16 protein-coding genes are annotated in these 13,466 nt (G+C 63.5%); 6 read left to right on the forward strand and 10 right to left on the reverse strand.

Going from position 1 to position 13,466, the window contains the following annotated elements; all coding sequences use genetic code 11:
* Positions 1-69 precede the first annotated feature (69 nt).
* From FJ471_RS26485 to FJ471_RS26510, 6 genes are all read right to left on the reverse strand, one after another.
* Entirely contained in the window at positions 70-696 is a 627-nt protein-coding gene (locus tag FJ471_RS26485; protein ID WP_140807676.1) for a hypothetical protein, read from the reverse strand.
* Between the two features lie 55 nt (positions 697-751).
* Positions 752-1,903 carry a Xaa-Pro peptidase family protein gene (locus FJ471_RS26490; RefSeq protein WP_140807677.1) on the reverse strand — a complete coding sequence of 384 codons (1,152 nt, stop codon included), beginning with the start codon at positions 1,901-1,903 and terminating at the stop codon, positions 752-754.
* Entirely contained in the window at positions 1,903-2,691 is a 789-nt protein-coding gene (gene pgeF / locus FJ471_RS26495; protein ID WP_140807678.1) for a peptidoglycan editing factor PgeF, read from the reverse strand. Before pgeF ends, FJ471_RS26490 begins: the two co-directional genes overlap by 1 nt.
* A gap of 88 nt (positions 2,692-2,779) precedes the next feature.
* A complete protein-coding gene (locus tag FJ471_RS26500; RefSeq protein WP_140807679.1) occupies positions 2,780-3,847 on the reverse strand; it encodes a class I SAM-dependent methyltransferase in 1,068 nt (355 codons plus the stop codon).
* Positions 3,844-4,698, reverse strand: a complete 855-nt coding sequence (lgt, locus tag FJ471_RS26505) for a prolipoprotein diacylglyceryl transferase (protein WP_140807680.1) — start codon at positions 4,696-4,698, stop codon at positions 3,844-3,846. Before lgt ends, FJ471_RS26500 begins: the two co-directional genes overlap by 4 nt.
* Before the next feature lie 105 nt (positions 4,699-4,803).
* The gene (locus FJ471_RS26510; protein WP_140807681.1) at positions 4,804-5,043 is read right to left on the reverse strand and encodes a BrnA antitoxin family protein; all 240 of its coding nucleotides are present in this window, start codon (positions 5,041-5,043) and stop codon (positions 4,804-4,806) included.
* A gap of 205 nt (positions 5,044-5,248) precedes the next feature.
* Between FJ471_RS26510 and FJ471_RS26515 the strand changes: the two genes are divergently transcribed.
* From FJ471_RS26515 to FJ471_RS26525, 3 genes are all read left to right on the forward strand, one after another.
* Positions 5,249-5,551: an accessory factor UbiK family protein gene (locus FJ471_RS26515; protein ID WP_140807682.1), complete on the forward strand. Its 303-nt coding sequence runs from the start codon at positions 5,249-5,251 to the stop codon at positions 5,549-5,551.
* Between the two features lie 314 nt (positions 5,552-5,865).
* A complete protein-coding gene (locus tag FJ471_RS26520) occupies positions 5,866-6,366 on the forward strand; it encodes a YbjN domain-containing protein (RefSeq protein WP_040989643.1) in 501 nt (166 codons plus the stop codon).
* Positions 6,367-6,384: 18 nt separating this feature from the next.
* On the forward strand, positions 6,385-6,744 hold the full coding sequence (locus FJ471_RS26525) for a tRNA-binding protein (protein WP_140807683.1): 360 nt from the start codon (positions 6,385-6,387) through the stop codon (positions 6,742-6,744).
* Here FJ471_RS26525 and FJ471_RS26530 read toward each other — a convergent pair.
* The 4 genes from FJ471_RS26530 to FJ471_RS26545 form a co-directional block, all read right to left on the reverse strand.
* Positions 6,736-7,800: a glycosyltransferase family 1 protein gene (locus tag FJ471_RS26530; RefSeq protein ID WP_140807684.1), complete on the reverse strand. Its 1,065-nt coding sequence runs from the start codon at positions 7,798-7,800 to the stop codon at positions 6,736-6,738. The two genes, FJ471_RS26525 and FJ471_RS26530, sit on opposite strands and share 9 nt — an antisense overlap.
* 305 nt (positions 7,801-8,105) lie before the next feature.
* On the reverse strand, positions 8,106-9,521 hold the full coding sequence (locus FJ471_RS26535; protein ID WP_140807685.1) for an ATP-binding protein: 1,416 nt from the start codon (positions 9,519-9,521) through the stop codon (positions 8,106-8,108).
* 51 nt (positions 9,522-9,572) lie between these two features.
* Positions 9,573-10,292: a response regulator transcription factor gene (locus FJ471_RS26540; protein WP_040989639.1), complete on the reverse strand. Its 720-nt coding sequence runs from the start codon at positions 10,290-10,292 to the stop codon at positions 9,573-9,575.
* Positions 10,279-10,812, reverse strand: coding sequence for a MarR family transcriptional regulator (locus tag FJ471_RS26545; protein ID WP_181179750.1), 534 nt, complete (start codon positions 10,810-10,812; stop codon positions 10,279-10,281). Before FJ471_RS26545 ends, FJ471_RS26540 begins: the two co-directional genes overlap by 14 nt.
* A 261-nt stretch (positions 10,813-11,073) precedes the next feature.
* On the opposite strand from FJ471_RS26545, the gene FJ471_RS26550 reads away from it, so the two are divergent.
* From FJ471_RS26550 to FJ471_RS26560, 3 genes are all read left to right on the forward strand, one after another.
* Positions 11,074-11,967 (forward strand): branched-chain amino acid aminotransferase, encoded by an 894-nt coding sequence (locus tag FJ471_RS26550; RefSeq protein ID WP_140807687.1) that lies wholly within the window; start codon positions 11,074-11,076, stop codon positions 11,965-11,967.
* Between the two features lie 146 nt (positions 11,968-12,113).
* Positions 12,114-12,431: a hypothetical protein gene (locus FJ471_RS26555; protein ID WP_140807688.1), complete on the forward strand. Its 318-nt coding sequence runs from the start codon at positions 12,114-12,116 to the stop codon at positions 12,429-12,431.
* Between the two features lie 250 nt (positions 12,432-12,681).
* Positions 12,682-13,320, forward strand: a complete 639-nt coding sequence (locus FJ471_RS26560) for an MBL fold metallo-hydrolase (protein ID WP_140807689.1) — start codon at positions 12,682-12,684, stop codon at positions 13,318-13,320.
* The last annotated feature ends 146 nt before the right edge of the window (positions 13,321-13,466 follow it).

Raw genomic sequence — 13,466 nt, forward strand, 5'->3', positions numbered from 1 at the left:
CCGGCAACAGTTCGGCCGGCAACAGTTTGGCTGGCAACAGTTTGGCTGGCAACACTCGGGCCGGTCCGGTCAACCGGCGCCGCCGCTGCCGAGCCAGGCGGCGAACTGGTCGATCGTCTGGTCGGCAATGGCCTGCATGGTCGCGGGCGCCACGGTGGGCCAGCCTTCGCCGCTGCCGGCCGCAGGCGCCTTCTGCTGGCCATTGATGCGGTGCAGGCGATTGCCAGAGGGGTCGTAAATGTCCCAGACATAGATGACGGTCGTGTCCTTGCCCTCGGACATCGTCGAAAAATAGCCTTTCAGCACATGCGTCGCCGTCTGGTCGGTGCTGCCGACAAGCGTCAGGCCGCGTTGCCGGGCACGGGTCTGCAGCTCCGCCGTCAAGGGCGCTGCCGCGTCCACCGATGCGCCGACGATCGGCGCCACCTGCAGCCGCGTCTTTGCGAGGGCTGCGGTTTGCGCTGGCGTTGCGCGCGTCGCGGGCGACGCCGTGGTGGAGGGCGCGGGCGAAGGAGCAGGCGCGGTCGTGGTCGGAGAGGTGGCCGTTGTCGATGTGCCCTGCGGGGTGGCCGAAGATTGGGCCGAGCTCGCCGGCGGGGTGATCGCCGAAGGTTCCAGGACGTCCTTGGCGTTGGTGCAGGCGCCAAGCGCCAGCGCCGCAAGCAATGACACGGTCGTCACCTGCGATCGTCTCATCTGCTTGAAAACTCCCTACTGGCGAACGCCCCCGCGTGGACCAACCATTATGGATTCACTGCACGATCAAGTCGAGATCATGGCGCGACAGCGGCTTCGGCGCCGATTCCGTGGTGAGGTAGGTGCGGCCAAGCGTCATCGCGGTCTCGGTCTCGGAGTCCATGATGATCATATGCGCGAACAGCGTCATATTGGGCGCGATCGGTTCGGTATTGCCCTGGTAGAACATCGGCATGTCCATCCAGGACGGCGTGAAGCGGGCGCCGACCGAATAGCCGCAGGCATTCAGCCGGTGCTTGGTCAGATTGTGCGCTTCGAGCGTGCGGGCATGCGCGTCGAAGACATCGCCGAACGTGTTGCCTGGCATCATCGCCTTTTCGACCGCGAGCAGAGCGGCACGGGAGGCGTCGAACAATTCCTGGTGACGTTTCGACACCTTGCCGGTCAAAACGGTGCGCATCATGGGGGCATGATAGTGGTGGAAGACGCCGGCCCATTCGAGCGTCAGCTGGTCGTTCTTGGTGAGCTTGCGGCGGCCGGCCTTGTAGCGGCAGAGCAAGGCATCGGCACCGGAGCCGATGATGTACTCGTTGGCGGGATAGTCGCCGCCGCCGGCAAACACCGCGCCCTGCATGGCGGCGAGGATGAGCCCCTCGTCGCCGCCCTGCTTGATCAAGGGCAAGGCGGCGTCCAGCGCGTCGTCGGAAAGATTGGCGGCCCTTTCGGCCTTGGCGATCTCGGCCGGGCTCTTGAACAGGCGCAGCCGGCCGACGATGCCGGAAGCATCGGCGATCTGGCCGAAGGTCTGCAGCTGTTCGTCCACGCGGCGGCCGTTGTAGGCGGTCAGGCCATGGGTATCGTATTCGACGCCGATGCGGGCGCCGAGCAAGTCGAGGTCGTTGAGCAGGTTGCGCAGGTCGATTGCCGGATTGGCGCCCTGGCGATCGGTCCACAGCACGATGTTTTCGATGGTCGAGGTATGGCGCGCCTGTCTCAGATCGGCCGAACGGGTGAGCAGCACCATCGAGCCGTCGGCCTTCACCACCAGGCATTGGAAGAAGCAGAAGCCGAACGTGTCGTAACCAGTCAGCCAGTACATGCTCTCCTGCGCGAACAAAAGCACGGCGTCGAGCTTCTTGTCGGCCATCTCGATCAGCAGCCGGTCGCGCCGCGCGTCGAATTCCGAACGTTCGAAATGCAGCGCCATTACTCTTTCTCCAGAACGATTGCTGAAACCTGGCGCCCGTAATCCGCTTCCTTGCGGTGTGTGGTGCGCCGGTAGGAATAGAAGAGGTCTTCTTCCGCGTAAGTGCAGCGACCAAGGCCCTCGGCGGTCACGCCGGCCTTGCCCAGCCGGTCGACCGTATATTGGTTGAGATCGAACATCGAGTGGCCGGCCGCCTTCGACGGTCTGAAATAGCGATGGTTGCCGGCGTCGGCCTCGACGAAGCGGGCGACGAATTCCGGCCCGACCTCGTAATTGTCGGGGCCGATCGAGGGGCCAAGCACGGCGACGATGCGCTCGCGGCGGGCGCCGAGACCTTCCATGGCAATAATGGTGTTTTCGAGCACGCCGGTGAAGGCGCCCTTCCAGCCCGCATGGGCGGCGCCGATGATGCGCGCCTCGGCATCGGCGAACAACACCGGCCCGCAATCGGCGGTCGAGGCGCCGATGGCGATGCCCGGACGGTCGGTGACGATGGCGTCGGCCTTCGGGCGAGGCCCCGCGAAGGGTTCCCTGGCCACAATGACATCCGGCGAGTGGATCTGATGCGCGGTCAGCAGATGATCCCCCGGCACGCCCATCCAGTCGGCAACGCGCCGCCGGTTCTCGGCGACCAGTGTCTGATCGTCGCTGGAGCCCGTGCCGATGTTGAGCCCCCGATAGATGCCGTCGGAGACGCCGCCGATGCGGGTGAAGTAGCCGTGGCGCATGCCTTGCGCCTTTTCAAGCAGCGGCGAGCGTACTGGATCGGGTCTGGTCTGATTCAGCATGGTTGGGGTTGTCGTCCGTGCGAGGCGGGTTCGTCAAGGCGAAGTTCGGAGAACGAAGCGGACCAGCCGGCGAGGCCGCTCGCCGATCTCAGGCGGCTTTCGCCACCGGCAGGACCTTCATGACCTTGAACAGCTCGCCCATTGCGTCGGGGCCGGCCAGGCGTTCGACCGCGTCCGAAATGGCTTGACGTGTCTCGGGATCGGCATCGGCGCCGAGCGTGCCGGCGCGCTCGAGCAGGCCCATTCCAAGCAGGAATTCGCCTTGGGTCGACAATTGCGCATCGAGACCGTGCGCGCGCGCCATGTCGGCAAGGGGGGCGAAATCGACATGGGCGGTGAGGTCGGCTTCTCCCGGATTGGCCAAAACGTCTTCGCGCTGGTGCCGGCGCAGCGCCTGGAAAGTGTCGCCGATGCCCGGCTGCAGATGGCCGTAGTCGATGAAGAGGCCGACGCCGCCCTGGCCGGCTATGCGCGCGGCGATCGCCGCCATCAACGCCGACCGGGCGGGCGCCACCTCGGCGATGGCGCCTTGCGGCGCATCGGCCGCGGCGGCGGGCAGCAGTGCCGGATCGACGGACCCCGCGCCGGCGAAGAAATGCAGTTCATCGGCGCCATCGAGGCCGACAACACGCTCGCGCCAGCCCGCGCCGACATGGACGAACTGCCGGATCGGCACGGCGTCGAACAATTCGTTGCCGACGATGAAGAGCGGCTGCCGTGGCAGCGTGTCGATGGCCTGGTGCCAGGCAAGCGGCGCGTGCTGACCTGCAAGCGTCTGCTTCTGGATGTCAGCCAGGCGCGGACTGGTCTCGATCATGGCAAAGGAAGCGCCGGCCACGAGCTCCGGGTCGAGCCGCGACCACGTCCGCAGCATGTCCTTCATCAGCGTGCCGCGACCGGGACCGATCTCGGCGAAGGTCGCAGGCAACGGCCGGCCGGCGCTCTGCCAGGCCTGGTAGAGCCAGACGGCGACAAGCTCGCCGAACATCTGGCTGATCTCGGGCGCGGTGGTGAAGTCGCCGGCGGCGCCGAAGGGCTCGCGCGTGGTGTAATAGCCCGCGTCGGGATCGAACAGGCAAAGCGCCATATATTCGCTGACCGGGATCGGCCCCGTCGCGCCGATCAGGTCTATGACGCGCTCCTTCAGCCGGGTCATGCCGCCTGCGGCTGTGGCGCCGGCTTCGCCGTCACCATGGCCCAGATGCCGGCGAGCACCATCGGGGTGGACAGGATCATGCCCATGGTCAGCCAGTTGGTGCCGAGCAGATAGCCGAGCTGCTGGTCAGGCTCGCGGAAGAATTCGACGAAGATGCGCGACAAGCCGTAGCCGCAGATGAAGGCGCCGCCGACGAAGCGCGGCGTCTTCAGCTTGAGCCGCGAATGGGTGAGGAAACGCAGCACCAGAAACAGCACCAGGCCTTCGAGCAACGCCTCGTAGAGCTGGCTGGGATGGCGGGTGAACGGGCCGCCATTGGGAAATTCGATGGCCCAGGGCACGTCCGACGGCCGGCCCCAGAGCTCGGAATTGATGAAGTTGGCGACACGAACAAGGCCGAGCCCGACCGGGACGCCGGCCGACACCACATCGAACAGCGTCCAGGTGTAGATGCGGCGCTTGAGCGAAAACAGTGTCATGGCGAGGATGACGCCGAGCAGGCCACCATGGAACGACATGCCGCCCTGCCAGACGGCGAAGATGTCGAGCGGATGCGCGATGTAGCGCGGCAGGTCATAAAACAGCACGTAGCCGGTGCGTCCGCCGAGCACGACGCCGATCGCCGCCCATACGATGAAGTCGTCGAGGTCTTCCGGCTTCATCGGCAGCTTGCCGTCGGGCCAAAGGCGCGGGCTGGTGACGAGGCGCTTGGCGTACCACCAGGCAAAGAGAATGCCGACGATGTAGCCGACGCCGTACCAATGCACCGCGAGCGGCCCGATTTGGACGATGACCGGGTCGATGTTGGGGAAGGGCAGGGAGGCCAGCGGCAGCAGGAAATATTCGCTCAAAACGGGGTCCCCGGTGACGGTCACGATTGGGCGCGGACCATGCGGCAGGGTTTTGGCGCGGTCAAGGCAAGGCGATTGATGTTCTGAACGCTACGGCGGGCGGTTTCAGACCTGAGGTTTGCCGGCGACAATTTGCTTCAGCGCGTCGTTGATCCTGTCCTGCCAGCCGGGACCATCTTCCTGGAAATAGTCCAGCACTGCGCGATCGATCCTTATCGAAACAAGCTCTCTGACGTTTGGCGCCGCTGCCGCCTCGCGAATTGGGACAGCTGGTTTTTTGACCGGCTTGAAGGCGGCTTCCGCGGCGGCCATCGGGTTTGTCGGTCGGCGCGGGGGCGTTGCCATTGGTCGATCCTGACTGAGTGCTGGAACAATACACGGCACAATAGGCGATCTGGCGTCTTCAAGTACAGGTCTGGGCGATGTGATAGCTGTGTTGCGGCATGGCGCCGCCATGCGCCATAGCAACGCAGAGGAGGCATCAAACCTCAACGTTCTTGCATTCCGCGTCGCGCCCCACTACGTCAAATCAAGCAAGCGAGGATCTGCCATGGCGACCGGACCGAACCGCATTCTCGACGAATTCGCAAAGATCATGACCGATGCCGCGGGTGCCGCGCAGGGCGTGCGGCGCGAAGTGGAGACGGCGTTCCGGGCCCAGGCCGAGCGCATGCTGAACTCCATGGATATCGTGCAGCGCGAAGAATTCGAGGCGGTGCGCGAGATGGCGGTCAAGGCGAGGGAAGACAACATCCAGTTGGCGACACGCGTCGAGGCGCTCGAGGCCAGGCTCGCCGAACTGACCGGACAGGCCGCACCTGCGGGTGCTACGAAGCCCCGCGCAAAAAAATAATCGTTAAACTTTTCCACATAGCGCGATCCGAAAAATCGCTTTGCCGTGAATCGCTTACCGGCATTGCATGAATCTTTGTGACAGCCACCTTTCCACATGCGGATGACGCAGTGCGAAAAATTGGGCTGTTCACGCGACTCCCGATCAATAGACTGAATTTGTTGCATGATTCGAAGCAGGGTCATGCGCCGGGCGGTGGGGTCCGGTTGGGGTCTTTGCGTTGGAAAGTCCTGACCGTCCGAGTTCTAGACAAGATTGTTCGTCGTGTGTGCCCCGCGGAGCGTGTGGCGCTCCCCTGAACACAGGAAGCATTCATGGAACTCCTCGAACTCGAATTCTCTCGCGAAATCCACCCGGTGGATGTCATCGAGCAGGTGGCCCACAACAACGACTGGTCCTTCGAGCGCGCCGGCGACGACGAGATTTCGATTTCGGTGGCCGGCAGCTGGACCGACTACCATGTCTCCTTTTCCTGGATGGAGGATTTCGAGGCCCTGCATCTGGCCTGCGCTTTCGACATCAAGGTGCCGGAAACGCGCGCGCTGGAAGTGATGCGGCTGCTTTCGCTGATCAACGAGCAAATGCTGTTCGGGCATTTCGATCTGTGGGAACAGGAAGGCGCTATCATGTTCAGGCAGTCGCTGCTGCTTGCCGGCGGGGTCGAGCCTTCGAGCCAGCAGGTCGAGGTGCTTCTGTCGTCGGCGCTAGAGGCCTGCGAGTGCTATTTCCAGGCCTTCCAGTTCGTCGTCTGGTCGGGTACATCGGCCAAGGACGCGCTGTCCAGCGTGCTCTTCGAGACCCATGGAAACGCCTGAGCCAAGCCGACATCGCCGATGAGTTCCAGCAGCGAGCGCAAACCCGAGATCAGCTTTGCCGATTTCGACCGTGTCGATATCCGCGCCGGCACGATCGTCGAGGCCGAGCCGTTTCCGGAAGCGCGCAAGCCGGCGTTCAAGCTGAAGATCGATTTCGGCCCGGCGATCGGAATCAAAAAATCGTCGGCGCAGATCACCAAATACTACGCGCCCGAAACGCTGGTCGGCCGCCAGGTCTTCGCGGTGGTCAATTTCCCGCCGCGCCAGATCGGCCCGTTCATGTCGGAAGTGCTGACGCTCGGCTTTCCCGATGAAGAAGGCGCGGTCGTGCTCGGCGCCATCGAGCGCAAGGTGCCGGACGGCGGGCGTTTATTCTAGGACGAGCCTGGGGCGACCTGGAGCCAGCCGATCCTGATCGGCGCGCTTGCCTGGCATCCCCAGCGCTTCGTCGACCACGTCGAGGAACATTTCGGCGCAGGCCTGCCAGCTGTAGCGCATCGCGCGCTGGCGTGCCTCTGCGCGATCCACGTGAAGCGCCTTCATCGCCGCTTCGCCGAGATCGTTCGATACGGCTCCCCCGACGCCATCGCCGACAATGTCGATCGGTCCGGTCACCGGATAGGCCGCGACGGGCGTTCCGCTGGCCAGAGCCTCGACGATGACGTTGCCGAACGTGTCGGTGCGGCTCGGGAAGACAAAGACGTCGGCCGACGCGTAGATCTCGGCCAGCTCGTCGTTCGGGCGATGGCCGAGGAAATGCGCCTTGGGATAGCGCGCCTTGAGCTTTGCCAATTCCGGCCCTTCGCCGACGATAACCTTGCTGCCGGGCAAGTCGAGATCGAGGAAGGCGGCCAGGTTCTTTTCGATCGCGACGCGGCCGACACATAGGAAAACCGGGCGAGGGAATCCGGTCTCCTTGCGCTTGTCGGGCCGGAAATGGTCGGTGTCGACGCCGCGCGTCCAGGGCCTCAGCTTGTTGAAGCCGCGTGCCGCGAGATCGTCCGCCAGCGATTGCGTCGCGACAAGCGTGCCCTGTCCGGAATTGTGGAAATCGCGCAGCCAGTTATAGGCCCAGCTCTCCGGTACCGGCAGGCGGGCGCTGAGATATTCGGGAAAGCGCGTGTGATAGCTGGTGGTGAAGGGGCGGCCTACCTTTCGGCAATGGCGGCGCGCCATGATGCCGAGCGGACCCTCGGTGACGATGTGGATATGCTCGGTCTTGGCGGCCTCGATCATGCGTGCGACATGGCCGGGCGTGATCAGCGCCAAGCGGATGTCCGGGTAGGTCGGCATGGGCAAGGTGCGAAAGAGGTTCGGCGTCAGGAAATCGAGCTCGACGTCGAAGGGTTTCAGCGCCTCGGTGAGGCGTTCCAGCGTGTGCACCACGCCATTGACCTGCGGCCGCCATGCGTCGGTGACCATCAGGATACGCATGGCGATCCCGATATGTATGACGGTCCTTTGCCGCGATAGTTCCTGCCGGCGCAGTGCCGGAACGGCAGCCAGGCAGCAGCCCGCGCCTCGCTCCAGCGCACCCGGGCGGGCACGGGATCGAAGCGGGGCGGCAGGGCCGAATCAACAAAGGTCGCGCGCTTCATGCGCGCTCTTGACCATGATTTCATGACGGGCGGATGAAGCTGTTTTTTGATTGAGCATGATCTTGTCCGAACCGAAGGTCAGCGAAGCAAAAACCGGCTTCCACTTATTGCTACGCTGACCTTTTCGGGATCATGCTCTGGCTAGGCGGGGACCTTGATGACGGCGCGCAGGCCGCCGAGCGGGCTGTCCTCGAGGCTGATGTCGCCGCCGTGGCTGCGGGCGATGTCGCGGGCGATCGACAGGCCAAGTCCCGTGCCGCTGGCATCGAGGTTGCGCGCCTCGTCGAGCCGCAGGAAGGGCTTGAACACCTCTTCGCGCTTGTCGGGCGCGATGCCCGGCCCGTTGTCGTCGATGGTGACGGTGAGCGAGCCGCGACCGTGATTGGCGTGTACCTCGACGGTCTTGGCATAGCGGAAAGCATTGCCGATGACGTTCGACAGCAGCCGAGCAAAGGCGTTCGGCCGCACATGCACGGCCGGATCGCCGGTCAGCGCCGTCGTAAGCTTGCAGCCTCGCAATTGCGCTTCCTCGCCAAGCTTCTGGAAATAGGCCTTGAGGTCGAAACGGCCGGTGTCCTCCGCAGCCTCGCCACGGGCAAAGGAAAGATAGCCTTCCAGCATCGACTGCATGTCATCGATGTCCTGGTTGAGCGCGGCCTTGGTCTCGGACTTGCCGCCGGCCAGCGCCAGCTGCAACTTGAATCGGGTGAGGATTGTTCGAAGATCGTGGCTGACGCCGGTCAGCATGGCGGTGCGCTGCTCGATCTGGCGCTCGATACGCTCACGCATCTGGATGAAGGCGAAGCCGGCGCGACGGACTTCCTCGGCGCCGCGCGGGCGGAAATCGCGCGGCATCGGTCGCCCCTTGCCGAAACTCTCGGCGGCCTCGGCGAGCGTCAGGATCGGCCTGATCTGATTGCGCAGGAAGGGAATGGCGATCATCAACAAAACCAGCGAGGTGCCGACCATCCAGATCAGGAAGATGTGGGTGTTCGAGGCATAAGCCTGGCTGCGCCGCACGAAGACGCGCAGCACCTTGCCTTCAAGCTGGACGCGAACCTCGACGACGTTGGAGTTGCCGACCGTGTCGATCCAGAACGGACGATTGATCTGTTTCGTGATCTCCGAGGACAAGGCCTCGTCGAGGATCGAGAAGAACGGCTTCGGGCCGGGTGGCGGCAGCGGATCGGGCGGCAGCAGATCCACCTTCAACTGCATGCGGTCCTGGGCGATGCGGATGATGTTGGCGTAGTCGGCGTCGTGCGGATAGGTCTCCATCATGTCGATGACGGCCGCTATGTCCGAGATGGTCGCCTGCGACAGGCGCTGGGTGACCGTCTGCCAGTGCCGTTCCATGAAGACGAAGGCGACCACCGACTGCAAGAGGATCATCGGCGCGATCACGATGATCAGCGAGCGGGCGTAGAGCCGCTTCGGCATATAGAGCGCGACCAGGCGCCAGAACCGGTTCCAGGCGCGCGGCATCGCCTTCAGCGTCCGCAGCGCGAGATCGCCGGGGCCGCCTGCTTTCGGCTTGTCCAGTTGCGTGGTCGCCATTCGCCCTTCCGCTCGTCGATGGCCGTTCAGCAAAGGGCCTTCGACGGTAACCTATTCGACGCTGAGCCGATACCCAATACCGCGCACCGTCTGCAACCACACCGGATTGGACGGATCGCGCTCGATCTTGCGGCGCAGCCGGTTGATCTGCACGTCGATGGTGCGCTCGCCGACATCCGATTCATCGCCCACCAGCTCATGGCGCGGAATGGTCTCGCCCGCCCGCGCGGCGAAGATCGCGAGTATTTCCTGCTCGCGGTCGGTCAGCTTAAGCGCCTCGCCGCCGCGCTTCAATTCGCGCTTGGCGATCTGGAACGTGTAGGGCCCGAAGACCAACTGCTCCACCTTCGGCGTCGCCGCCGGGCCGCCACGGCGCAGGATGTTGTTGATGCGCAGGATCAGCTCGCGCGGATCGAACGGTTTCGGCAGGTAATCATCGGCGCCGGCCTCCAGCCCGGTGATGCGACTGTCGGTCTCGGACAACGCCGTCAGCATCAGGATCGGCACATTCTTCTCGGCCCGCAGCGCCTTGGTAAGGTCGACGCCGGTCTCGCCCGGCATCATGACATCGAGCACCAGAAGGTCGAAGTCGAGGCCGGCGAGCTTGCGCCTGGCCTCGCCGGAATTGCCGGCGACGGTGACGCGAAAACCGTTCTCGGACAGATACTGCTTGAGCAGGTTGCGGATACGCGTGTCGTCGTCGACAACCAGAAGATGCGGCGCGTCATCGTCGGGCGCGGCCGGATGATCGACCTTCTCAATGGTCTCCATGGTTCTTCCCCGATGTTTGCGCAGGCACAATGTCGATCTGCGCTCTTAGTTCCGGATTGACCATCGCTTCCAGGAATCGTTCGATCGTGACGCGTTCGGTGGCTCCGGAATCCTCCAATGCCGCACGGATGCGGCGCGACTGTGGCCGCGCCAGCGCCAAGGCCAGCGCGCGACCCTTGGCGGTCGGGTAGAGTTCGCGCTGCCGGCGGTCGCGCGGACCCTGCACCTGGACGATATGGTCGGTGTCGATCAACTGCTTCAAAACCCGCGCGAGGCTCTGCTTGGTGATCTTCAGCACATCGAGCAGTTCGGCGACGGTGAGCCCCGGCCTGCGGTTGACGAAATGCAGCACGCGATGATGGGCGCGGCCGAAGCCGTATTCGGCAAGGATCTGGTCCGGGTCGGAGGTGAAATCGCGGTAGGCGAAGAAAAACAGTTCGATGATGGCGAAGTCGATGCCGTCCTCGTCGGCGATCGCCGTCCTGATCGGTTTTCCGGCTGCGGGGCTTGGATCCGTCATCATTTCTCCATGCAAGGCGGGAATTATGTCAGTACTATTGACGTAATTTCCGAGCAATGATAATTTTTGACAAGCTTTTCGGCGGATTGCGAACGAAAAGGCAAGCGGAAGCCGTTTTTCCGGAACTTCCTGAGTTTGCCACGGATTGAATATCCGCCTACGCTTTCAAGCATTGGCCAGCGTTTCGGACCCTGTGGCGAGGCCGGTACGAAAGGCTTTAAAACACAACGATTTGCGGGCGCCCGCCCGCGGGAGGTTTCCATGGCATCCGTTCCCTTCGATCAATTGGACGGCTTCATCTGGATGAACGGCGAGTTCGTCAAATGGGCCGACGCCAAGGTCCATGTGCTGACCCATGGTCTGCACTATGCCAGCGCCGTCTTCGAGGGCGAGCGCGCCTATGGCGGCGAGATCTTCAAGCTGACCGAGCATAATGAGCGCCTGCATGAATCGGCACGCCTGCTCGGCTTCAAGATTCCCTATCCGGTCGCCGAGATCGACGAGGCCTGCCGGACGCTTTTGAAGAAACAGGGTTTCCAGGACGCCTATGTGCGCCCGATCGCCTGGCGCGGCAGCGAGCAGATGGGCGTTTCGGCGCAGAACAACCGCATCAACTGCGCCATCGCCATCTGGCAGTGGCCGAGCTATTTCGACCCCGCGCAGAAGCTCAAGGGCATTCGCCTCGATGTCGCCGAATGGCGCCGGCCCGATCCACGCACCGCGCCGTCGAAGTCCAAGGCCGCCGGCCTCTACATGATCTGCACGCTGTCCAAGCACGCCGCCGAGGCCAAGGGCTACGCCGACGCCATGATGCTCGATTGGCGCGGCCAGGTGGCGGAAGCCACCGGCGCCAACATCTTCTTCGTCAAGGACGGCAAGATCCATACGCCCACGCCGGACTGTTTCCTCGACGGCATAACCCGCCGCACGGTGATCGGCTTGGCGAAGGATCGCGGTTTCGAATTGATCGAGCGCGCCATCATGCCTGAGGAGCTCGAAGGTTTCGAGCAGTGCTTCCTCACCGGGACGGCGGCTGAGGTCACGCCGGTTTCGGAGATCGGCCCGTACCGATTCGAAGTCGGCGAGATAGCCAAGACGTTGATGAACGACTATTCGGCTGCGGTGCAGCCTAAGCATGCGATTGCCGCAGAATAGCGATAGTCACAGCTTTTTTGTGCAATAGGGGCGGTTTTCGAGCCGCCCTTTTTATTTAAGCGCCTGTGCATTTGACTTTCGAACAATTCGGCGTCTCATGATGTCGTCGGCCCGAGGAGGCTGGCGGCTATGGAGGGACTAGGTACATGGATACGAACACGCTCGTTGCGATCGTTATTCAGGTGATTACGGGTGTTATCGGCGGTCAGGCAGTCGGCGCGGCGCTGAAGCAAGCGGCGTTGGGTCAGCTTCCTAAAATCCTTGGCGGCGCGATCGGCGGCGTCGGTGGCGCGGCCATCCTGGGCAGCCTGCTTGGCGGCGGCGCGGTCGATCCGGCAGCGGCCGCGGCGGCGGCCGGTGGGGTGGGCAGCGCGCTGAACATTCAGAATATCGTCGGCGGCGCCGGCGGCGGCGCCATCCTGACCGCCATCATCGGCGCGGTCATGGGCGCCATGAAGAAATAGGCCCCGGATTATCCCCTCGGGCCTCGGCATGGGCGGCTTCGGCCGCCCATTTCTTTTAGAGAGGCGGCGCCGATGGTGGACGCGGCTGGCCATGGCCTCTACATCAGGGCGACACTTGGAGTGGTTCACCGTTTCACGGAGACGGCAAACCGCTCCATCTCTTTTGGCGCAATTCCGGACGGGGGCTACGGCGAAGACCCGAGCCTGACCGTGTCCCGCGTTTCGTGGAATTGCTCGAGGAAGGAAAGCCATGGGTCAGCTCAATGCCTGCATCGTGCCGGTCACGCCGTTCCAGCAAAACTGCACCATTTTGTTCGATATGGACGACAAGACCGGCGTCGTCGTCGATCCCGGCGGCGATGTCGACAAGATACTGTCGGTGCTGAAGGACAATGCCATCACCGCCGACGCGATCTGGATCACGCATGGTCATATCGACCATGCCGGCGGCGCGATGGAGCTGAAGGAAGCGCTGGGCATCGACATTGTCGGTCCGCATGCGGCCGACAAGATGCTGCTCGACAATCTCGAGAACCAGGGCAGGCGCTACGGCATCGCCGGCGTGCGCAACTGCGTGCCGGACCGCTTCCTCACCGAAGGCGAAACGGTGTCGTTCGGCAATCATGTATTCGAGGTGCTGCATTGCCCTGGGCATGCGCCGGGCCATGTCGTCTACTACAACCGCGCGGCCAAATTCGCGCATGTCGGCGACGTGCTGTTCCGCGGTTCGGTCGGGCGCACCGATCTGCCTGGCGGCGACCATGCCGCGCTGATCGCCTCGATCAAGGACAAGCTTCTGCCGCTTGGCGACGACATAGGTTTCATCTGCGGCCATGGCCCGGGTAGCCGTTTTGGCGACGAGCGGCGGACCAATCCTTTCCTGACCTGACCTTGCCGGCAAAAAGAAAAGCGCCGCTGGAGGCGGCGCTTTTGCCCGGGGCAGGGAACCCTGGGTTTTCTTAAAGCGCGTCGCGCTGAACCGGATTCAGGCGACGCGCTTTAAGTCTTTGTTTTGATGCATGTCGTTGTCCCAGA

The organism is Mesorhizobium sp. B2-7-1, assembly GCF_006440735.1.
GTDB lineage: Bacteria > Pseudomonadota > Alphaproteobacteria > Rhizobiales > Rhizobiaceae > Mesorhizobium.